The organism is Micromonospora sp. WMMD710, from assembly GCF_029626045.1.
In the GTDB taxonomy this organism is placed as follows: Bacteria; Actinomycetota; Actinomycetes; order Mycobacteriales; family Micromonosporaceae; genus Micromonospora.
In genome coordinates this window covers 24184-41314 of sequence record NZ_JARUBD010000003.1, presented here as the reverse complement: position 1 = coordinate 41314, position 17131 = coordinate 24184, and the positions used below count along the sequence as shown (strand labels likewise).

The following is a 17131-nucleotide window of genomic DNA, read 5'->3' as shown; positions in this document are numbered from 1 at the left end:
TGAGGAGATCGCGTCGCGCAGCGCCTCCGGCGGCGGCGAGGCGCGGATCGTCATCGACTCCGCCGGGGCGCAGCTCGACATTCTGCTGCTGGAGGTGCTGCGCCGGGCTATCTCGAACCGCGGCGGCAACGTCCAGGTCGTGCTGGGCGGCGCGAAGTGACCGCCCCGGCCGCCAACGCCCGCTTCCAGGTGAAGATCGAGCTGCACCTTGGGCCGGTCCTCGGCTGGGTGGACATCACCGCCGACCTACGCGGACCGGTGACCATCACCCGGGGCCGCACATCCGAGGGCAACCGGGCCGACCCGGGCCAGTGCGGGTTCCGGCTCGACAACCTGTCGGGGGACTACTCGCCGCGCAATCCGCTCGGCCAGTGGTACGGCTACCTGGGCCGCAACACGCCGGTGCGTGTGTCCGCCGGCCCGGTCAGCGGGGCGCTGGTAGGCCGCTTCTACGGCGAGATCGCGTCGTGGCCGCCCGGCTGGAACATCAACGGCAGAGTCCGGTACGTCGACGTCGACGCCGCCGGGATCCTGCGCCGTCTCGGGCAGGGCGAGCAACCGGAATGGTCGCCGATCCGCCGCACCGCCCAGGCGGGCACGCCGCTGCTGGCGTACTGGCCGCTGGAGGACGAAGCCGACGCCACGGAAGCCGCCTCCGCGGTCACCGGGGTGGCGCCGATGCGCCGCGCGGGCACCGTGGCGTTCGCCGCCGGCGACGTCAACGTGTCCACCGCCGGCACCATCCGCTGGGGCACGCTACCGCTGCCGTCCCTGACCGCCGCCGGTAGCCTCACCGGGCAGGTGCCAATCGGCGTGTCCACACCGGTGGCGTGGTCGGTGCACCTGTTCTGGCAGTCCGTCGGCGGCACCGACGACAACCTGGTGCTGGTCGGCTGGGGCGCCGCCCCGGGCGGCACCTACGTGCGATGGGAACTCGTTCAGGACCGCGGCGGCGTGGACGGCACCTACCTGGTGGGCTACTCGATCACCGGGACCGCGACGGTGGTGTGGAGCACCGCGACGACGTTCGCCGGCCCCGCCGACCTGGTGATCTCCGCCGTCCAGTCCGGCGGGAACATCAGCGTCACGGTCAAGTTCGGCACCCTGTCGTCGAGCGCGTCGGTGGCCGGCACGCTGACCCGGATCACCACGGTCGCACTGAATCCCAACCTGGCGACCTTCGCCGCCGCCGACGACTTCATCGTCGGGCACCTGCGGATCTGGGACACCGCCGCGGTCTCGCCGATGACGTACGGCGAGCTGCAGTCGTACCGCGGCGAGACGGCGACCGCCCGACTGGCCCGGGTGTGCGCAGAGGCGGGTATCCCCCTGACCGGCACCGCGACGCCGTCGGAGACCCTCCTGGGCCCACAGCCCGTCGCCACGCTGGAAGACCTGCTCGACGAGACAGTGCAAGCCGACGCGGGCATGCTCTTCGAGCAGCGCGGCACGCTCGGGCTGGCCTGCCGGACGCGGGCGAGCCTCTACAACCAGACACCCGTCGACGTGCCGTACACGCGGCTGATCCCGCCGTTCGCACCGGTCGACGACGCCAGCCGGGTCCGCAACGACGTGACGGCCAAGCGCACCGGCGGCAGCTCGGCACGGTCGGTGCAGACCACCGGCCCGCTGGCCGCCGTGCCACCACCGGCCGGGGTTGGCGTGTACCGAACCGAGGTCGAGCTGAACCTGTTCGCGGACGGACCCCTGCCAGATCACGCGGCGTGGATCCGGCACCTGGGCACCGTCGACCAACCGCACTACCCGTCGGTGTCGGTGCAACTCGCCGACGCGGACTGGCAGGCGGACCTGCCGGGGACCGCCGCGCTGCTCGCCGCGGACAGCGGCGACGTGCTGCGGGTGCCGACGCTGCCCTCGTGGGCGGCCGGTGACGCACGCCTGCTCGTGACCGGATACACCGAGACGGTCGACGAGTGGCTGTGGCAGATGACCTTCACGGGTGCGCCAGCGCAGCCGTGGGACGTCGCCGAGGCCGACGGCGAGCAACGCGCCCCGGCCGACGGGTCGACGCTCGGCACCGGTGGCCTGTCCTCGTCGGGCATGAGCTTCCTGCTGACCTCGACCGCCGCCAACGGCGTATGGACGACCGACCCGTCGAGCTTCCCGCTCGACGTCCGGGTGGGCGGGGAACGCCTCACGCTGTCCGGGATCTCCGGCACGACCAGCCCGCAGACCGCCGCCATCTCCGCCCGCGGTGTCAACGGGGCACAGCGAGCATGGCCCGCCGGCACTGAAGTGAACGTGTGGCAACCCGCAGTAGCGGCGCTGTAGGAGAGGACCCCCGATGTCTGTCCATACCGGCGACTATCTGACCCCCGCCCGGCTGAACACCCGCAGCGTGCGAGCCCGCCGCTCGACCACCCTGTCGTTGACGTCCGGCACCATCACGGGCGTCACCTTCGACACCGAGGACTGGGACAACGCGGCCATGTTCGCACCCTCGTCGACCGTGATCACCCTGCCCGTCGCCGGCCTGTGGGCCTTCGCGGCGTTCGGCGCGTTCACCTCCAACGCCACCGGCCTACGGCGGCTACTCATCGACGTCAACGCCACCTCCACCTACCCGTACATCGACTCCCGGCCAGCGGTGTCCGGCGACAACACACACGTCACCCTCACCGACACGCACGTCGCCGCCGCCGGCGACACCCTCCAACTATTCGCACACCAAACCAGCGGCAGCACCTTCAACCTGCTCGCCAACTGCCGCCTCGCAGCCTGGCTGATCGAGTCCTGAGGGAGGCATCGTGACCCGTGCAGCGAACATGCAGGCGCTGACCGACGACGTCAAACGCCAGTGGCCCGGCGTCGTCGTGTACGGCATCGGCGACGCGGCACACAAGGCCAGCGCGTCCGGGCACAACGAGGACGACACCCCCGGCAGCCGGCCCGAGCTGGAGGACGCCGACAACCGGCCGGAGCACCGCGCCATCGACATCATGCTCGGCCCGAAGTTCACCAAGGCCGACGCCGACGCCCTGGTGGCCCGGCTGGTCGCCGACCCGAAGGCCCGAGCCCGGCTCTACTACGTCATCTGGAACGGCTACATCTGGTCTCGGTCCAACGGGTGGCGCAAGACGAAGTACACCGGTGCCGACCAGCACACCGGCCACGTCCACGCCTCGGGGTGGGCGGCCGACGATGAGAACGCCGGCCCGTGGCCCGCCGTGGCCGCAAGGACATCTTCAACCAGCAGCACGGAGGACGACATGACTGCGAAGGCCAGCAGCATCATTGAGGCGTGGGGTGTCGGCGACCCGTCCGTGGAGCCGGTGAAGTGGCGCATCCGCGACGAGGCGTGGCAGAAGCGCACCGACGCCACCCTCGCCGCTGTGCTCGCCGCGGCGAAGGGCCTCGACACCAAGGCGATTCTCGACCGCATCGACCAGGTGGCCGCCGTCGAGTCGGAGCGTGACGCCGCCCTGGTCGAGCTGGTCCGCCGCGCTGGCACGGGCGAGCTGACCGCCGAACAGGTCGTCGACGAGCTGGCCGCGCGCCTGGTCGCCGGCGACGATCCGGCGTCGTGACCGTGCGTGAAGATCGAACGCGTCATCAGGATCGCACTGGATCTCGGGTGCATCCTGGTGGGACTCGGGGGGATCGTCCATCAGACCGTGCTCGTGCCGCCGGGGCAGGCGTCCGAGGCGCTGCTGGTCACGTTCGTGTCGGTGCTCGGGATCCCGGCCGGGGTGGGCCTGTTGTCGCTGCGCAGCAGTGGCGGTACTACGACAGCGTCCGGTCCATCGCCGTCTCCGGCGCCGGACTCGCCGCCGCCACCGTCATCATCTCCATCGCCAACGCCGTCCGGGGCGGCTGAACCATGACGTTCCGCGGCTGGCAGACCCTGATCGTCGCCCTGGTCGCCGCGCTCGGCGCCGGGCTCGCGTCGATCGCGTACACGAACGCGTCCGCGCGCGAGTCGGAACGCAAGTGGTGCGGCGTCGTCACGACCTTGGACGACGCGTACGAGGTGACCCCGCCGCAGACGCCGGCGGGCCGGAAGATCGCCGAAGACATCGCCCGCCTGCGGGCCGACTTCGGCTGCCCATGAGGAGGCTCAATGTTCACCCGCACGTTCTGGAAGGCCACCGTCGAGCGCGCCGGTAAGTCCGCCGCGCAGGCCCTGCTGGGCCTGTGGGCCCTCGACGGGTTCAACGTGTTGCACGCTGACTTCCCGCTCGCCGGCGGCGTCGCGGCCGGCGCCGCGCTGCTGTCGGTGCTCACGTCGATCGTGTCGGCCGGCGCGGGCGAGCCCGACTCGCCGAGCCTCGTCGGAGGCGAGCAGTAGCATCGGATCCGCCTGGTACGAACGACAGCGCCCCGACCGCCTCAGAGGCGGGGTCGGGGCGCTGTCGTTGGCCTCTGCCTTGTGGGTGCCGCTCATCGGCTCCGCTGGCACAGAGCCGCGTACGCCTCGGCGAGCGCGGCGTCCACGGTGCCCGGCGCCCATGCCTGCCCGCATCCCAGGACCGCTCGGGCTTGTGCATCTTCCCGGCTGAGCTTGGGTGCCCCGGCGGGGGCGATCTTCAGATAGGCATCGTATGGGTCGGCGGCGGCCGTCGAGGTGGTGACGGGCTGGTCCGCCGGTCCGGTCTGGTCGAGGTAGAGGACGGTGCCGGCGATCCCAGCACCGAGGACGACCACGGCGGCACCGATCATGATGGGAGTTCGGGTCATCGCCGCACCGTACGCAGTGGAGTCAACTCGGGCTGTCAGGTACGCGACCGGACTCGCGTGTCGGCTAGGAACGGCAGCGCCCCCGCTCACTTCGGTGAGCGGGGGCGTTTTCGCGGTGCGTGTTGGATGCCATACTGCCTGTATGACTGCTGGTGGCTGGCGACTGAATCCCCCGGAGCACGTTCTGGCGCTCGGTTGGCGTCAGCGGGTCCGCCGAGCCTGGGCGTGGTTGACGCGCCGGGTCACCGCGAGGTCGTGAGTTTGCACTGCACCTGACCTGCGCCGCGCTCCCGGGCGCGTTTCTCGCCGTCGGCGATCTCGCAGCGGAACATGTCGGTGCGGTGGCCGGTCGCGGTAATGGTGATCTCGATCTTCAGCCCCGACGTGTAGTCCAGTGTCTGCTTGTACTCACCGCCCGCGATCTTGTCGCGGGTGTGGTCGCCTCGCGCCTCGCCGGCCTTCGCAGCCCGTACGTACACGTCGTAGGGGCCGGTGGCCTCGGTGATGCGGATGGTAACGGTGCGCTGAGCTTTCGGGTCGACGGCGCGGTCGCCGGCAGGCCGATCGCTCTTCACGCCGCCTTCGCCCTCGCAGGCGAGCGCCGCGGCGATCGCGAGGACGAACGCCAGGGCCTTGACGGTGCGGCGTGTTCGGTGAGGATGGTGCATGGGTCAGACCTCCCGTGTCTGATCAAGGCCCTGGGGCGGCGGTTGCGTCGCCGTTCCCGGGGCCGTCCAATCTGGGGCGGATCAGGTGCGCGTACGCGGCCGGGCCCGCCGCGCCGGCGCCGTGACAGTGGCGCGGGGCGCGGCGACCTCACGGAGCCCGGCGTGCTGGACGTACAGCTCGCGTTTCTCCAGGGCATCGCCGGTGGGTCCGAGGACGTACCCGGTGAGCCAGATCCAGCCCGGGTAGGTGGGCCGGTCGTCGACGCTGATCACCCGGACCCGCAGTGCGCGACTGTCGGCGAACTGCACGCTGCACGCTTCGCCGACATGGACCACGGTGCCGGGTGTGGGGATTATCGGATCCAGCCGACGATCCGGTCGTACAGCTCGTCCAGGTCGTCGCCGGGCCGCTCCGCCGCGGCGATGTGGTACAGGGCGCCGACGTGCATCGACAGTCCGATCCGGTCACGGCGGTACGCCTCCAAGAGACGCACCTGAGCCGGCGCGCACGGCCAGGGCGTGCCGGGCTCGTCGCAGGTCTGGCACTCCCACTCCGGCCGGCGGGGCACGTGCTCGTCGGCCAGGCGGGCCTCCAGCGCGTCCAGCTCGCGGATGGCCTGCTGGTAGCGGGCCTCGGAGGCGGCGCGGACGCTGGACGGCGTTTCGGCCATCATGCCGACGGCCCGTCGTAGAGATGCGCGGCCCGCCGCCGCGCCGCCAGGTCGCGTAGCCGCTGCTGCGCGGCCTGCCGGTCGGCGGCTTCCCAGGTCCGGCCGGCGGAGGGCTCGCAGCGGGGCCACCGGCGGGTGAATCGGTTGATCAGGTTGCGCCACATCGACGTCCCCTCAACGGTGGTTTGCGTACGCAAACCTCTACCCTGAGTGTGCGCACGATCCGGGGTGTCCGTCAAGCTTCTGCGTACGCATACTGGTGACTGATCGACCGCTCGGGACGGGAGGCAGACCTGATGCCCATGGGCTACCGCGAGATCGCCGCCGCGCTGCGCAGCGCGATCGAGGCCGGCACCCACCAGCCAGGCGACCGGCTGCCGACGGAGCAGGCTCTCGCCGCGGAGTACGACGTGTCCCGCGAGACGGTGCGCCGGGCGCTCGCCGCGCTCAAGACCGCCGGCCTCGTAACCACGGCGACCAGCCAGGGCACGATCGTCGCGCGGCCGCCGGTGCGGGTGACCCTCACTCACTACGCCGGCGCGGTCGACCCGAGCCGCCCGGGCCGGGAGCTGGGCCCGTGGGAAACCGCCTGCGCGGAGCAGGGCGTGCCGTCGCGGGTGGAAGTGACGGGTGTCGGCCGGGAGCCGGCGCCGGCGGACGTGGCGCGGCGCCTGGAGCTGCCGCCCGACGCCGAGGTGGTGCACCGCCGGCGGCTGATGCACGCCGGTGACGACCTGGCGCAGTTGCAGGATTCCTGGATCCCGGTGGACGTCGCCGCCGGCACCGCGCTGGAGCACAGCGCCAAGGTCGTAGGCGGTCTCTACGCCGCGCTGACCGCCGCGGGCATAGAGCTGGCCACTGCGACGGAAGAGGTCGCCGGTCGTGGCCCGACCACGGACGAGCAGGAGCAGCTGGATCTGCCGGACGCGGGCATGGTGCTGGAGACCTGGCGGACAACCCGGGATCGCGCCGGCCGTCCAGTGGAGCTCCTGCGGTCCGTTGCCGACGCACGCCGGGTCGCTCGCGTCTACGACCGGATGCCGCTCGGCTGAGGCGCCAGGGTCAGTGCGTCGGGGGCGGGCTCCCATACAGCCGGTCCATCTCCTCGAGGAGCCGCTGCCGCTCGTACTCACGCCGCTCCAACTCGGTGGCCGGCCGCCACGTCCGTGCCGGCGACGTCGGCGGCGGCTGCAGCTGCGGCGCTGCGGCGCCGATCGCCATGAGGAGCAGTCCGGCCAGGATGGTCGCCAGCGCGAGCTGCACGGCGACGATCTGGCGGAACCCCGCACTCGACTCCCCCGCACTCTCGATCATCAGTCAGCAACTCTCTGCACCCTAGAAAGGCTAGATATCTAGGGCAAGCAGGCCGTTGATGCGGCGATTCGCACATGGTGTGATCCCTGGGCCCAACCCACGGAGATCACGATCCGATGCCCGCCCGCCGGCTGACGTACGAGCAGATTGCTGACGACCTCGCAGCTCGCATCGCCGCCGGTGAGTACCCGCCACACACCTCACTGCCGAGCATGCGCGAGCTGGCCCTGCTCTACTCGGTGTCCGTCCCCACGATCCAGAAGGCGCACATCGTGCTACGTCAGCGCCGCCTGACGTACGGAGTGCCGGGTGCGGGGGTGTTTGTGGAGGATCGCGACTCGTGGCGCGTCCAGTGATATCGGGCAGCGGCCCGCCCGCGCGCGTGACTACAGGCATCAATCTCACGATTACGCACGGTAATCGGAATTAATTCGGTGATACGTCGGCCCCGTCACGGTCGGTCGCTCATATCACAACGATGATCCACATCTCCGCTGACCGATTGGCCCTGGGCCGGTTGGGCCGTCGAGACTCCACCGGTCGGCCCTCCCGTCTCGTCCACGGGACGTTGTCTGATGGTCCTCCCCCGATGATCACCATCACCAAGGGAGCCCCGTATGCCCGACCATGCTGTTGTGTTCGTGCCCGCATCCCTCGCCACCCCAGAGGCTTTCTCCGCTGCCGCCACGCCCTGCATCGAGCGTGTGGAGGCCTGCGGGTACGTCTTCGGCGGCGTTGTCCGTACGTGGGACGATGCGCTGCGGATGATGCGCTCCGGCCGGGCTGATGTTGTGGTGGTCGCCAGTCGCGCGCTGTTGCCTCATGACCGGCGTCCGCGCGTGGAGGCGGCGACTGACCCGGTGCGGGCCGCCGAGTCGGCGAGTCGCCACGTGGTGCCGCCGGAGGTGATGCGCCAGCAGCTGCGCCGGCCGCGCCGGATCCGCTAGCCCGACACAGCAGCGCCCGGGATCATCCATGCAGGGGAGGATGAACCCGGGCGCCGGCGTTATCCGCTCAGATCGGCAGCGGGAGCGCGGTCACCGCGGCCCGCTTGGCCCCGCCGGCGACCGCCACGTAGACCTGCGTCGTCGTCGGGCTGGCGTGGCCGAGCAGCTCCTGCACCACCCGGATGTCGCCACCGGCCGCCTGGTGGACGTACGTGCCGTACCAGTGGCGCAACCGGTGCATGGTGACACCACGGTGGCGCAGTCGGGACTGCAGGTAGAAGTTCGCCCGCTCTCGGACCTGCCGGCGATCCGCCCGGGCTGACCCGTCTGGAGTCCGGGCGATCGGTCCTCGAGGTAGGTCGACGACGGAGGCCCACACCGCGGGGTGGGTGGGCACGATCCGCTCCCGGCCGCCCTTGCCGTAGATCCAGGTGTCCGTCTCGGTGATGTCCTCGCGGTCCACGCGCGAGATCTCGATGCACCGCATGCCTTGGCCCGAGGCCATCAGGTACCACGTGCGGTACGGCTCTCGCGCCCGGAGGAGGATGTCGCCGAGCTGCTGGTGAGTGACGGGCCGGGGTGCGCGGGCCCGAACGTTGGCGGCGGGCAGGTGCTGGGCCGGGTTGTAGTCCAGCCACGGATCGGAGTCCCGGGTCGCCCAGCTGTAAAAGGCGACAGCGGCGGCCCGGTAGAGCGCCGTGGTGGCCGGCTTTCGGTCGCCGGCGTAGATCTGCTCGCGCAGCTCGTCGGTGCACGCGTAGGCCAGGCCCTCGGGCAGGGTGCGGTCCAGCCGGCAGAGCAGGTCGCTGTACGTCTCGATCGTGGTGGTCGCGCGGCTGAGATCGCGCAGATGCCGGACGAACGCGTCAAGCATCTCGTGCGAGTGCGGCGCGCGAGCGGCTGTGATCATGATCATGTGGTGGTCCCCCCGGACGACGACAGGGTGTCGATGGTGTGCCGGTGCGGCGGGGTGCGGCTATCGGCCGGCGGGCCGGTGGATCGGCGAGGGCCGGCGCCTGGTCGGCGGCACGGGGGATACCGGGCGGATGCTGTTGCGGCTGGGTCGGCTCTTCGGCCGGGAGGGTTCGGTGCGCGTCGGGGACGTGGCCCGGACGGGTGAGTCAGCCGAACGATTGTTAGGACGCACCTTAGCTGAGGGCAGCAGGTCGACGACGGTGACGCCGAGCACGTTTGCGATGCGCGCGAGGTCGTCGACGTCGAAGGCGGTATCCCCCGACATGCGCCTCGCCAGGTACGACTGCGTCATTCCGAGCGTGCGCGCGAGCTTGCTGGCGGAGATGCGTTGCCGGGCCAGCAGCACGCGAATCTCTTCGGCGACGAGCTCGCGCATCGGGGTCGCGGTCCCCGCAGCGTTGTCACTCATGGCGTGATTCTGACGCGCTGAGCGAGTAACAGCAAGCCTAGGCGCCATGATCCTTCATCCACGTGCGTGAATAACTCGCTCAGCGACTTGACGCTAAGTCGCTGAGCGAGTAGAAATACCGCCATGCGAACAAGTGCGTCGCCTAGCGATGGAACCGCCACCGACGTTGGCCGTCGGGTCCTCGAAGAGATGGACCGGCAGTGCATCCGGCAGACCACCGTGGCGGTGCGCCTCGGGATCTCCCAGCAGGCCGTCTCCCGCCGGATCCGCGGCGTCGTCCCGTTCAACGTGTCCGAGCTCGAAGAGATCGGGCGTCTGCTGGGCGTACCGGCCGCCCAGTTCCTGTCCCCGTCGCTCAGCCCGGTCGCATGAGCCCGCGCCCGTCTCCGTGGACGCCGGCTCCGGCACCAGGCCCTCGCCCCAGTGCGCCGGTCAGCCCGCGTCCACAGCCCCGGCCGCAGCCGCAGCCGAGGCCGGGTCGCGCCGTGGCGCTGGCCGCGCAGGCGATCGCGCTGATCGCGGCCGGTCTGGTCCTGGTCGTCGCCACGGTCACCGCGCCGGCTCCGCCGTCGGCGGAGCCGCTGCGGATGTGGCTGCGTCCGGCGACCGCCGAAGAGCGGCGCGAGTACGAGCGGCAGCGGCTGCACGAGGAGATGGACCGGATCCAGCAAGAAGGGGTCACGGCGCTCCACACGCCGTGACCCCAGATCTCTACCCGCAACCAACCCAGTCAGGAAGGACGGTCGAGATGACCAACGTACCGACTCCAGCGCAGGACGCGCTCGCCGCGGTAACGCCGGTGCGTCTGCCGGAGCTGCCGCACTGCGCCAACCGGTCGACGACCCGCTACGAGATCCGCCGGCCGGTCGCCCCCGACCTCGACGCCAGGGTGCTCGGCGACCTGGTCGGCACGGTCAACCTGTGCGCCGAGCACTCCGGCCCGGCGGCGAGCATCATCACCGCGGCCGGCTTCACGCCCTTCGGTCTGACCCAGGACGTCCGCAACCGCCCGTGCGGCTCCGGCGTGGACTTCACCGACGCTGAGCCGGTGTCGCTTGCCGACCGCCGCCGCGCTCAGGTCCGCGCCGAGGCCAAGCCGGTCGCCCAGGTATCGGCGGCGCACGTGCCGGTCGCGGCGGCGCCCGCCAACCAGCCGGCGCGGATCCGGATCGCTCGGGCGAACATGCTCCGCGAGATCTCCCGGCTCTGCTTCGCGGTAGACGACCCGGCCCTGCCCGCACCCCGCATCGTCCGCTTCACCGCCGACGAGGCGATCAACGTGGAGCTGGACACCCCGACCGACGCGGCGGAGTGGGCCGTCGTGCTCGGCGTGGCCGCCGACGCGAAGACCGAGGAAACGGTCGACCTGGCCGGCGACCGGTGGCTGATCTACACCGTGCACGCGACCTGGCGCGGCTTCCCCATCACCGTCGCCGCCTGCATCCGCCCGGCCCAGCAGCGGGAAGCGGCCTCGGCATGACCGTCAAGCTGACGGTCCAGCAGGCGCTGGAGCGGATGGAAGAGCGTCGGCGCTGCGTGTCGCCCGAGGGCCGGGCCATGCTCGCCGCCGCCGTGCAGATCGATCACGACTGGGCGCTGCCGTGCAGCAGCGAGGACCTGCTCATCGCTGCGGTCGCGGAGATGTCCGTCAAGGATCTGGAGGCCGCGAACCTGCTCGTGCAGTCCCTCCAGTCGGCGATCACGGTCGCTCTGATCAAGCACGACGCGGCTCGCGACACCGAGACCCGGGACGGTGGCGCGTGATCGCCGGGATCGCCCAGGGCATCCGGGACGCCGCTCCGGAGGTCGGCGGGCTGCTCGTCACCGTGCTGCTGGTCGCGCTGGTCGCGTGGCTGTGCCGCAGGCACGACGTGCGGGTGGCGCAGCGGCGACGGGAAGAGCGCGCCGCTCGCCGGCGTGCCCTGCGTACGTCGGCCGTGCTCCCGCCGGTGTCCGGGGCGTGGGGCGTACTGCCGCCGCCGGCGGATCCGTGGCCGGACACCGACGAGGGCGACCTGGTCCTGTTGACCGTGCTCGACGTGTCCCCGGCGGGTGTCCGGTGACCGCCGCGGTGACCGTGCTGGCGCGGGTGCCGGGGCAGGCCGGCCCGCCGGCGATCGAGCAGACCGACGACGACGGCCGCGAGCGGTGGCAGCTGATCGACGCGGCGAAGACCGGCGACCGAGAGGCCTTCGCCGAGCTGTACCGGCTGTACCACCCGATGGTCTGCAAGGTGATCCGCAGGCGTGTCGGCGATCACCACCTGACCGAGGACCTGGCAGCAGACACGTTCGTGCGCGCTCTGCGCAGCATCGACCGCGTGACCTGGCTGGGCCGTGACCCGGGCGCCTGGTTCGTGACGATCGCCCGGAACCTGTCCGTCGACCACTTCAAGTCGGGCCGGTACCGCCTGGAGCGCCCGACCGACGTCGCCGAGTACGGCGCGGATCGCGTCGACCGCACGCCGGAGGGCCGCCCCGACCAGCTGGTCGTCGACCACATCACGAACCTGACGCTGCTCACCGCAGTGCAGCAGCTCAACCCGGAGCAGCGCAAGTGCATCGTCCTGCGCTTTCTGCAGGGCCTGTCCGTCGCCGAGGTGGCGGCCGAGATGGGCAAGAACGAGGGCGCGGTCAAGGCGCTCCAGTACCGGGCCACCCGGGCGCTCGCCCGACTGCTCCCCACCGGCTTCGAGACCCCGGAGGTCCCCCGATGAAGCTCGACATCTACGCCGTGACCAGTCTGGTGATCGGCGCGCTCATCGCCGGCGGGATCCTCGGTGCCCTGGTCACCGGACTCGGTGCCCGTGCCCGGCAGCTCGACGACGGTGAACGCGCCGGCGCCGCGTACCGGGAGCTGCGCGACGTCGCGCTGCACTGCGCGAACCCCGCCGACGTCCCCAAGCTGATGCGGCAGGCGGCGGACATCTGGGACCAGTGGCGGCCCGACGGGCTGCACCTGGCCGCCTTCTACCGCAACCAGGCCGACGTCCAGGTGACGCCGGTGTACGTGCACCGCATCGTCGACGCATACGGCACCGGTGACCCGGTCGACCTGTCCGGCTGCTGGGTGCCCCCAGACGTCCGTGGCCGCCTCCGGGCGATCCTGATCGGCGCGGCCGAGGCGACCGCCGCGCTCCCCCACCAGCTGGTCCGGCACCCGATCACCGCGGTGCACCCGACCGACGTGATCGACCGCTGGCCGGTCCGGACCGGGCTCAGCGATGGATAAGAACTGCGACCTGTGCGGGCGGAAGCTGCGTACGCCGGAGAGCCGAGCTCGTGGTCGCGGCCCGGTGTGCGACGCGAACACCAGACCGGAACCCGCCGTCCTGCCCGGCCTCGGCCGGGCGGGCGGCGGGCCCGCCCAGACCGGACCGGATCTGCTCGCCGACGTCGACCAGGTGGTCGACGAGACCGAGGGCGGCGACCGGTGACGGCACCGCGCTACTGCGACACGTGGGATCCGGACCCGGGGATCGGCCCGGACCACCGAGGCCGCCGCGTCTGCCGCTCCTGCCAGCGCGTGGGCGCCGCCGGCGACGCCGGCCACACCGCACCCCCGCCCCAAACCGTGCCCGCACCGAAGCCGCAACCGGCGTGGCGCATCGAGGCCGCCGCAGCGCTCGACGCCGCGGTGCTCGGCGAACACGATCGAGAGGAGTACCGGTGAGTGGTCGTGGACTGAACGACGCCGAACTGCGCGTTGCCGCCGCCCGTCGGCCCGGGTACGCCACGTACCCGCAGTACCGGCCGGGCCAGGCCGAACGCCTCGGCCGTCTGCCCGCTGCGGTTCGGCCTGCTGTTCCGGTCGTCGCGGACCGTGCCGAGCCGGCGAACGTCCGGCATCCGCTGGACGGACGTCGCCCGCTGCCGACGTCGTCGCAGACCACCGTGACACTGCTGCTGGAGTCCCTGCCGCCGGCCCGCATCTACGACTTCGTTCCCCGGTTGATCGAAGCCAGACCGTGGTGGCAACCCCGCTGGCATTGGGGCGTCCTCGCCGCCGACGGCCGCAAGCAGCTCGGCTACGCCTGGACCCAGGGCGGCGCCCGCCGCCGCACCGCCCGGGCGGCCCGGAGGGCAGCGCGGTGACCCTCGAAGAGCTGACCGAACGGTCCACGGAAGAGGTCGCCCGGGCCCGCGCCGAGCGGATCCGCCAAGGCCTTCGCGACTACCTAGAAACGGTGGCCGAGTTCGCCCTGGCGTGGGAGCGCCAGGACTGGCAGGTCCTCGGCTACGCGGACTGGCAGGCGTACCTGGACGGTGAGTTCGGCGAGCTGCGCCTACGGGTGCCGAAGGTCCACCGCGACGAGGCGGTGGAGACCCTGCGAAGGGTCGGCATGTCGACCAGGGCGATCGGCAGCACGCTGGGCATCAGCAAGGACACCGCCGCCCGGGCCATCACGACTGTCGCAACTGAGACAGACGACCTCCCGGACACCGTCCGGTCTCTCGACGGCCGCGAGCGCCCCGCCAACCGCCCTCCTACCGCCCCGGCTCGTCCGGCCAAGGGCAAGGACACGTCGGTGTGGGTCGCCGCAGCCCGCAAGGGCATTCCGGTTCACAAGCTGCGTTCCGCCGACTTCACCGTGTGCGGCCGGTCGACCCGCAACGGCTTGACCATGCTGCTCAGCCAGGCCGAGAAGCGTTACGAGGTCGTCCGCTGCCAAGACTGCGACCCACTGATCGTCACCCGTTTCGCGGCGGGTGAACCGGTCCCGACCGGGCCGGCCGGCGAGGCCCACGACCCCCGGGCCTCACGGGAAGCCGGGGCGGAGCGTCGCGACTCCGCCCCGGCAGGCACCCCCACCACCGAAACGGCCACCGGGCACCTCACGTCCCGCCCGGCGGATGGAGCGGACGTCGGACCCGAGGCCCTGAGACCCGGTACGCCGGTGGTGCCCGACGTCGACCACGCCGCTCCAGCTCCCGCCCCGCCGGCCGCCACTTCCTCGGCGGCCGGCGGGGCGGGGGTAACCCCCACTCCCAGCGACCGGCCGAAGCTGGCGTTGACGCAGATCGGCCTGGTCCGCGCTGCGCTCGCTCACCTCAGCGCCTGCGGTGGCAACCGCACCGACGCGCGGAGCTATGAGGTGCCGTACGCGCCGACCGCGCCGTGCCTGACCAGCCCGCAGCCCGTGGACGCCGCCGACGTCACCTGGTGGAGCGACGGGCAGATGCACGTCCGCTTCCTCAGGGCCGGCGGCTACTGCGAGGCAGCCACCGAGCTGTACGCCGCCGACGTCAACCAGGCGATCGACATGCTGTGCGCGCTGCGTCTGTTGCCGGCCCGCCTGTCCAGCCAGTACGCCGCCGGCGTCCAGGCCGGCATGCGCGCCGGCAACGCCATCGACGGCGAGTGGACGGAGACGACCGATGCGTGATCCTCTGCCGAGTGAGCTGCCCGCCTACGAGGGATGGCGGCAGGTGCCGGCCGGCCTGTTCAGCAAGACGCAGCTGACAGGTCTCGACTTCCCCCGCACACCGGGTGGACCGGTCCGCGCGTACGTGCACACCCGCGACTGGAACGACCGCAAGACCAGCGTGAAGCTGTACCGGCTGTCGGAGTCGGTGCCGTCGCCAGCGAGCGCAGCGCAGCTGGAAGCGGCCCGCAACCGCAGCGCCCCGGGCGCCCGCGAGTGTCAGGCGTGCGGCGCGTACCCGGACCGGCCGCCGGCCTCGGCTGGCCTCTGCGTGGCGTGCGCGCAGATCACCCGGTTGCAGAAGGCAGTGGAGTCGGCCCGCCGCTCCCGCGCCGAGGTCGGCGAGTGGGCGCGGACCGTCCTGGACCCGCTGTTCGAGCCTGCGGTGGTGCTGCGCATCGAGCAGGTGCTGCGACCGCCGGCGCTGTCCGGCCGTCAGAACCTCACCCCGGTGGCGCTGCGCGTCGACGCCGTGGACGCCACGGGCCGCCGGCTGCTCGACGCGACCATCCGGCTGGCCGGCGCGCGGGTCAAGGCGGTCCCCGCCGACGCGGTCGCGCCGGACGACGTCGCCGAGCAGGTGCGGGCGGTGCTCGGCTGGCCGGTGCTCGTCACCTGGCACGAGCGCGGCGTCTTCCTGCTCCGCGACATGTACGGCATCAAGGCGCCCGGCGGCTGGTACGGCGGCAACCCGAATGCCCTCGCCGTCCGGGCCGCGCATTGGCGCGGCGACCTCGACCCGGACACCCTGCACCCCCGCGCGGCGATCGACCCGGGCACCGCGGACCGGATGCTGCTGCTCCTGCGTCGCATGGCCGCCACCGAACCGCCCGACTCGTCGGCGGCGCCGTGACGAAGGACAAGCTGATGGAGCTGCTCCTCGTCGAGCGGTACGCGCACCTGCCTCCCCCGCCCGTCGCCCCGGATCCGGTGGTGCGGGCGCCCGCCGAGCTGCCCGCCCCGCCCCCACCTGTCCGCCGCCGGCACCTGCGGGTCGTCGGCGGCGACGCGACCACCACGGCGGCGGCGTGACCGCCCGCCCGCACAACACACGATCGGAGCAACTGATGGAGATCGCCCTGGACCTGGAGCAGGTGCAGCTGCTCACCGCCGTGGCGCAGGGCCGCGTGCACACAGACCCGCAGTTCAACTCGCCGGACTTCGAGAAGCTCGCGGAGTACCCGTTCGGCCAGCGCCGCGCCACCGCGCGACTTCGGCCGCTGAAGGCCGCACGACTGGTGGAGCTGGTCGACGACGACGCCGCCGGCGGGAAGCCCGCCCGCCCGTACAAGCTCACGGACCTCGGCGAGCAGGTGCTCACCGTGGCCCTGGAGCAGGAGCGCATCGCGAACGGACAGGCAGAGGCCCGCTGATGGCCACGAAGATCAAGCAGTCGCTGCCGCCGTACGAGGTCAACGGCCTGTCCGAGATCCGCCAGCAGCTGCTGGAGTACCCGGAGGGCCAGCACGTCGCGATCGTGGTGCTCGACTGCGTGAGCATCAAACACGACGTGGTGGAGGGTGACCTGGTCCCCACCCCCACGATCCGGATCCTGCGCATCGAGCCGGAGACCGACCCGGACGAAGCCGCCCGGCTGCTCGCCCATGCGAAGCGGCTGACTGACAAGCGGATCCCGCCGCCGACGCGGCCGGACCCGCTGCCGGGTATGGACCTGCGCGACGGTGCCGGCGTGCACCTGACCTCGGTCGGCGGTGGCCAGCGTGGCTGACCAGTCGAACGGCATCCGCATTCCGATCCCGACTGAGGATGATTTGCTTTCCTACGGTCGCCCACCCTGTGACCACACCACCGAGCAGCACCGCGCCGTCGCCGCAACTCTGGTCATTCGGCCCGGGGACACCTTGATTGTGGCCTTAACCGGTGACCTGACGATGGCCGAAGCCGACGAGATCAGGGGGGCGCTCTCCGCCAAGCTGCCGGGCCTGGAAAACGTAGTGCTCATCACCAACGCCACGGCGCTCGCGGCGTACCGACCAGAGGATCCACCGATCCCGTAGGCACGG

32 protein-coding genes and 1 pseudogene are annotated in these 17131 nt (G+C 71.8%); 25 read left to right on the top strand and 8 right to left on the bottom strand.

The annotated features are described in order from the left end of the window. Positions 1-156: 156 nt before the first annotated feature. The 6 genes from O7620_RS31825 to O7620_RS31800 are packed head-to-tail and all read left to right on the top strand — an operon-like array spanning position 157 to position 4309. Positions 157-2292, top strand: a complete 2136-nt coding sequence (locus O7620_RS31825; protein ID WP_278127289.1) for a hypothetical protein — start codon at positions 157-159, stop codon at positions 2290-2292. A 13-nt stretch (positions 2293-2305) separates the two neighbouring features. After that, the gene (locus O7620_RS31820) at positions 2306-2758 is read left to right on the top strand and encodes a hypothetical protein (protein WP_278126773.1); all 453 of its coding nucleotides are present in this window, start codon (positions 2306-2308) and stop codon (positions 2756-2758) included. Positions 2759-2768: 10 nt separating this feature from the next. Next, on the top strand, positions 2769-3548 hold the full coding sequence (locus tag O7620_RS31815; RefSeq protein WP_278126771.1) for a hypothetical protein: 780 nt from the start codon (positions 2769-2771) through the stop codon (positions 3546-3548). A gap of 6 nt (positions 3549-3554) precedes the next feature. Beyond that, a complete protein-coding gene (locus tag O7620_RS31810) occupies positions 3555-3845 on the top strand; it encodes a hypothetical protein (RefSeq protein ID WP_278126770.1) in 291 nt (96 codons plus the stop codon). Beyond that, a complete protein-coding gene (locus O7620_RS31805; RefSeq protein ID WP_278126769.1) occupies positions 3842-4072 on the top strand; it encodes a hypothetical protein in 231 nt (76 codons plus the stop codon). The genes O7620_RS31810 and O7620_RS31805 overlap by 4 nt, the downstream gene beginning before the upstream one ends. 9 nt (positions 4073-4081) lie before the next feature. Beyond that, positions 4082-4309 (top strand): holin, encoded by a 228-nt coding sequence (locus O7620_RS31800; protein ID WP_278126768.1) that lies wholly within the window; start codon positions 4082-4084, stop codon positions 4307-4309. A gap of 92 nt (positions 4310-4401) precedes the next feature. On the opposite strand, the gene O7620_RS31795 is transcribed toward O7620_RS31800, so the two are convergent. The 5 genes from O7620_RS31795 to O7620_RS31775 form a co-directional block, all read right to left on the bottom strand. Next, positions 4402-4698 (bottom strand): hypothetical protein, encoded by a 297-nt coding sequence (locus O7620_RS31795; RefSeq protein WP_278126766.1) that lies wholly within the window; start codon positions 4696-4698, stop codon positions 4402-4404. A gap of 242 nt (positions 4699-4940) precedes the next feature. Then, entirely contained in the window at positions 4941-5366 is a 426-nt protein-coding gene (locus tag O7620_RS31790) for a hypothetical protein (RefSeq protein WP_278126764.1), read from the bottom strand. Between the two features lie 81 nt (positions 5367-5447). After that, positions 5448-5702: a hypothetical protein gene (locus tag O7620_RS31785; protein ID WP_278126763.1), complete on the bottom strand. Its 255-nt coding sequence runs from the start codon at positions 5700-5702 to the stop codon at positions 5448-5450. Between the two features lie 17 nt (positions 5703-5719). Then, complete coding sequence (locus tag O7620_RS31780; protein WP_278126761.1) at positions 5720-6040, bottom strand: hypothetical protein; 321 nt, start codon at positions 6038-6040, stop codon at positions 5720-5722. Then, positions 6037-6201 carry a hypothetical protein gene (locus O7620_RS31775; RefSeq protein WP_278126759.1) on the bottom strand — a complete coding sequence of 55 codons (165 nt, stop codon included), beginning with the start codon at positions 6199-6201 and terminating at the stop codon, positions 6037-6039. The genes O7620_RS31780 and O7620_RS31775 overlap by 4 nt, the downstream gene beginning before the upstream one ends. Before the next feature lie 132 nt (positions 6202-6333). Between O7620_RS31775 and O7620_RS31770 the strand changes: the two genes are divergently transcribed. After that, the gene (locus tag O7620_RS31770; RefSeq protein WP_278126758.1) at positions 6334-7089 is read left to right on the top strand and encodes a GntR family transcriptional regulator; all 756 of its coding nucleotides are present in this window, start codon (positions 6334-6336) and stop codon (positions 7087-7089) included. Positions 7090-7099: 10 nt separating this feature from the next. Here the strand turns inward: O7620_RS31770 and O7620_RS31765 are convergent, their stop codons facing one another. Continuing rightward, positions 7100-7351, bottom strand: coding sequence for a hypothetical protein (locus O7620_RS31765; protein ID WP_278126756.1), 252 nt, complete (start codon positions 7349-7351; stop codon positions 7100-7102). Between the two features lie 116 nt (positions 7352-7467). Between O7620_RS31765 and O7620_RS31760 the strand changes: the two genes are divergently transcribed. Then, entirely contained in the window at positions 7468-7707 is a 240-nt protein-coding gene (locus O7620_RS31760) for a winged helix-turn-helix domain-containing protein (RefSeq protein ID WP_278126755.1), read from the top strand. Between the two features lie 261 nt (positions 7708-7968). Beyond that, on the top strand, positions 7969-8298 hold the full coding sequence (locus O7620_RS31755) for a hypothetical protein (RefSeq protein ID WP_278126754.1): 330 nt from the start codon (positions 7969-7971) through the stop codon (positions 8296-8298). A 67-nt stretch (positions 8299-8365) separates the two neighbouring features. Here O7620_RS31755 and O7620_RS31750 read toward each other — a convergent pair whose 3' ends face one another. Then, on the bottom strand, positions 8366-9214 hold the full coding sequence (locus tag O7620_RS31750; RefSeq protein WP_278126753.1) for a tyrosine-type recombinase/integrase: 849 nt from the start codon (positions 9212-9214) through the stop codon (positions 8366-8368). 60 nt (positions 9215-9274) lie between these two features. Beyond that, entirely contained in the window at positions 9275-9682 is a 408-nt protein-coding gene (locus tag O7620_RS31745) for a helix-turn-helix domain-containing protein (protein ID WP_278127287.1), read from the bottom strand. Positions 9683-9805: 123 nt separating this feature from the next. On the opposite strand from O7620_RS31745, the gene O7620_RS31740 reads away from it, so the two are divergent. The 16 genes and pseudogenes from O7620_RS31740 (at position 9806) to O7620_RS31665 (ending at position 17125) form a co-directional block, all read left to right on the top strand. Continuing rightward, positions 9806-10054, top strand: coding sequence for a helix-turn-helix domain-containing protein (locus O7620_RS31740; RefSeq protein ID WP_278121069.1), 249 nt, complete (start codon positions 9806-9808; stop codon positions 10052-10054). Positions 10055-10167: 113 nt separating this feature from the next. Further along, the gene (locus tag O7620_RS31735) at positions 10168-10383 is read left to right on the top strand and encodes a hypothetical protein (protein WP_278121068.1); all 216 of its coding nucleotides are present in this window, start codon (positions 10168-10170) and stop codon (positions 10381-10383) included. 47 nt (positions 10384-10430) lie between these two features. Continuing rightward, on the top strand, positions 10431-11162 hold the full coding sequence (locus O7620_RS31730; protein WP_278121066.1) for a hypothetical protein: 732 nt from the start codon (positions 10431-10433) through the stop codon (positions 11160-11162). Further along, positions 11159-11446, top strand: a complete 288-nt coding sequence (locus O7620_RS31725) for a hypothetical protein (protein ID WP_278121064.1) — start codon at positions 11159-11161, stop codon at positions 11444-11446. The genes O7620_RS31730 and O7620_RS31725 overlap by 4 nt, the downstream gene beginning before the upstream one ends. Then, the gene (locus O7620_RS31720; RefSeq protein ID WP_278121062.1) at positions 11443-11745 is read left to right on the top strand and encodes a hypothetical protein; all 303 of its coding nucleotides are present in this window, start codon (positions 11443-11445) and stop codon (positions 11743-11745) included. The genes O7620_RS31725 and O7620_RS31720 overlap by 4 nt, the downstream gene beginning before the upstream one ends. Positions 11746-11825: 80 nt before the next feature. Then, a pseudogene (locus O7620_RS31715) lies at positions 11826-12398 on the top strand (sigma-70 family RNA polymerase sigma factor); the annotation flags it as partial. Next, positions 12395-12913, top strand: coding sequence for a hypothetical protein (locus tag O7620_RS31710; protein ID WP_278121061.1), 519 nt, complete (start codon positions 12395-12397; stop codon positions 12911-12913). The pseudogene O7620_RS31715 and the gene O7620_RS31710, both read left to right, overlap by 4 nt. Beyond that, on the top strand, positions 12906-13118 hold the full coding sequence (locus tag O7620_RS31705; RefSeq protein ID WP_278121060.1) for a DUF6011 domain-containing protein: 213 nt from the start codon (positions 12906-12908) through the stop codon (positions 13116-13118). The genes O7620_RS31710 and O7620_RS31705 overlap by 8 nt, the downstream gene beginning before the upstream one ends. Then, complete coding sequence (locus O7620_RS31700; protein WP_278121058.1) at positions 13115-13354, top strand: hypothetical protein; 240 nt, start codon at positions 13115-13117, stop codon at positions 13352-13354. The genes O7620_RS31705 and O7620_RS31700 overlap by 4 nt, the downstream gene beginning before the upstream one ends. Continuing rightward, positions 13351-13776, top strand: a complete 426-nt coding sequence (locus tag O7620_RS31695) for a hypothetical protein (RefSeq protein ID WP_278121056.1) — start codon at positions 13351-13353, stop codon at positions 13774-13776. Before O7620_RS31700 ends, O7620_RS31695 begins: the two co-directional genes overlap by 4 nt. Continuing rightward, complete coding sequence (locus O7620_RS31690) at positions 13773-15068, top strand: hypothetical protein (RefSeq protein WP_278121054.1); 1296 nt, start codon at positions 13773-13775, stop codon at positions 15066-15068. The genes O7620_RS31695 and O7620_RS31690 overlap by 4 nt, the downstream gene beginning before the upstream one ends. Further along, complete coding sequence (locus O7620_RS31685) at positions 15061-15960, top strand: hypothetical protein (RefSeq protein WP_278121052.1); 900 nt, start codon at positions 15061-15063, stop codon at positions 15958-15960. Before O7620_RS31690 ends, O7620_RS31685 begins: the two co-directional genes overlap by 8 nt. Then, positions 15957-16139: a hypothetical protein gene (locus O7620_RS31680; protein ID WP_030488180.1), complete on the top strand. Its 183-nt coding sequence runs from the start codon at positions 15957-15959 to the stop codon at positions 16137-16139. The genes O7620_RS31685 and O7620_RS31680 overlap by 4 nt, the downstream gene beginning before the upstream one ends. A 35-nt stretch (positions 16140-16174) precedes the next feature. Next, positions 16175-16480, top strand: coding sequence for a hypothetical protein (locus O7620_RS31675; protein ID WP_278121049.1), 306 nt, complete (start codon positions 16175-16177; stop codon positions 16478-16480). Next, positions 16480-16836, top strand: coding sequence for a hypothetical protein (locus O7620_RS31670; RefSeq protein ID WP_278121047.1), 357 nt, complete (start codon positions 16480-16482; stop codon positions 16834-16836). The genes O7620_RS31675 and O7620_RS31670 overlap by 1 nt, the downstream gene beginning before the upstream one ends. Then, the gene (locus O7620_RS31665; protein ID WP_278121044.1) at positions 16829-17125 is read left to right on the top strand and encodes a hypothetical protein; all 297 of its coding nucleotides are present in this window, start codon (positions 16829-16831) and stop codon (positions 17123-17125) included. The genes O7620_RS31670 and O7620_RS31665 overlap by 8 nt, the downstream gene beginning before the upstream one ends. Positions 17126-17131 lie beyond the last annotated feature (6 nt).

Coding starts and splice junctions, on each gene's coding strand:
- O7620_RS31755 (WP_278126754.1), top strand. CDS start 7,969: ATGCCCGACCATGCTGTTGTGTTCGTGCCCGCATCCCTCGCCACCCCA.
- O7620_RS31770 (WP_278126758.1), top strand. CDS start 6,334: ATGCCCATGGGCTACCGCGAGATCGCCGCCGCGCTGCGCAGCGCGATC.
- O7620_RS31670 (WP_278121047.1), top strand. CDS start 16,480: ATGGCCACGAAGATCAAGCAGTCGCTGCCGCCGTACGAGGTCAACGGC.
- O7620_RS31675 (WP_278121049.1), top strand. CDS start 16,175: ATGGAGATCGCCCTGGACCTGGAGCAGGTGCAGCTGCTCACCGCCGTG.
- O7620_RS31805 (WP_278126769.1), top strand. CDS start 3,842: ATGACGTTCCGCGGCTGGCAGACCCTGATCGTCGCCCTGGTCGCCGCG.
- O7620_RS31705 (WP_278121060.1), top strand. CDS start 12,906: ATGGATAAGAACTGCGACCTGTGCGGGCGGAAGCTGCGTACGCCGGAG.
- O7620_RS31795 (WP_278126766.1), bottom strand. CDS start 4,698: ATGACCCGAACTCCCATCATGATCGGTGCCGCCGTGGTCGTCCTCGGT.
- O7620_RS31750 (WP_278126753.1), bottom strand. CDS start 9,214: ATGATCATGATCACAGCCGCTCGCGCGCCGCACTCGCACGAGATGCTT.
- O7620_RS31790 (WP_278126764.1), bottom strand. CDS start 5,366: ATGCACCATCCTCACCGAACACGCCGCACCGTCAAGGCCCTGGCGTTC.
- O7620_RS31765 (WP_278126756.1), bottom strand. CDS start 7,351: ATGATCGAGAGTGCGGGGGAGTCGAGTGCGGGGTTCCGCCAGATCGTC.
- O7620_RS31730 (WP_278121066.1), top strand. CDS start 10,431: ATGACCAACGTACCGACTCCAGCGCAGGACGCGCTCGCCGCGGTAACG.
- O7620_RS31710 (WP_278121061.1), top strand. CDS start 12,395: ATGAAGCTCGACATCTACGCCGTGACCAGTCTGGTGATCGGCGCGCTC.
- O7620_RS31725 (WP_278121064.1), top strand. CDS start 11,159: ATGACCGTCAAGCTGACGGTCCAGCAGGCGCTGGAGCGGATGGAAGAG.
- O7620_RS31740 (WP_278121069.1), top strand. CDS start 9,806: ATGCGAACAAGTGCGTCGCCTAGCGATGGAACCGCCACCGACGTTGGC.
- O7620_RS31780 (WP_278126761.1), bottom strand. CDS start 6,040: ATGATGGCCGAAACGCCGTCCAGCGTCCGCGCCGCCTCCGAGGCCCGC.
- O7620_RS31820 (WP_278126773.1), top strand. CDS start 2,306: ATGTCTGTCCATACCGGCGACTATCTGACCCCCGCCCGGCTGAACACC.
- O7620_RS31800 (WP_278126768.1), top strand. CDS start 4,082: ATGTTCACCCGCACGTTCTGGAAGGCCACCGTCGAGCGCGCCGGTAAG.
- O7620_RS31745 (WP_278127287.1), bottom strand. CDS start 9,682: ATGAGTGACAACGCTGCGGGGACCGCGACCCCGATGCGCGAGCTCGTC.
- O7620_RS31760 (WP_278126755.1), top strand. CDS start 7,468: ATGCCCGCCCGCCGGCTGACGTACGAGCAGATTGCTGACGACCTCGCA.
- O7620_RS31775 (WP_278126759.1), bottom strand. CDS start 6,201: ATGTGGCGCAACCTGATCAACCGATTCACCCGCCGGTGGCCCCGCTGC.
- O7620_RS31685 (WP_278121052.1), top strand. CDS start 15,061: ATGCGTGATCCTCTGCCGAGTGAGCTGCCCGCCTACGAGGGATGGCGG.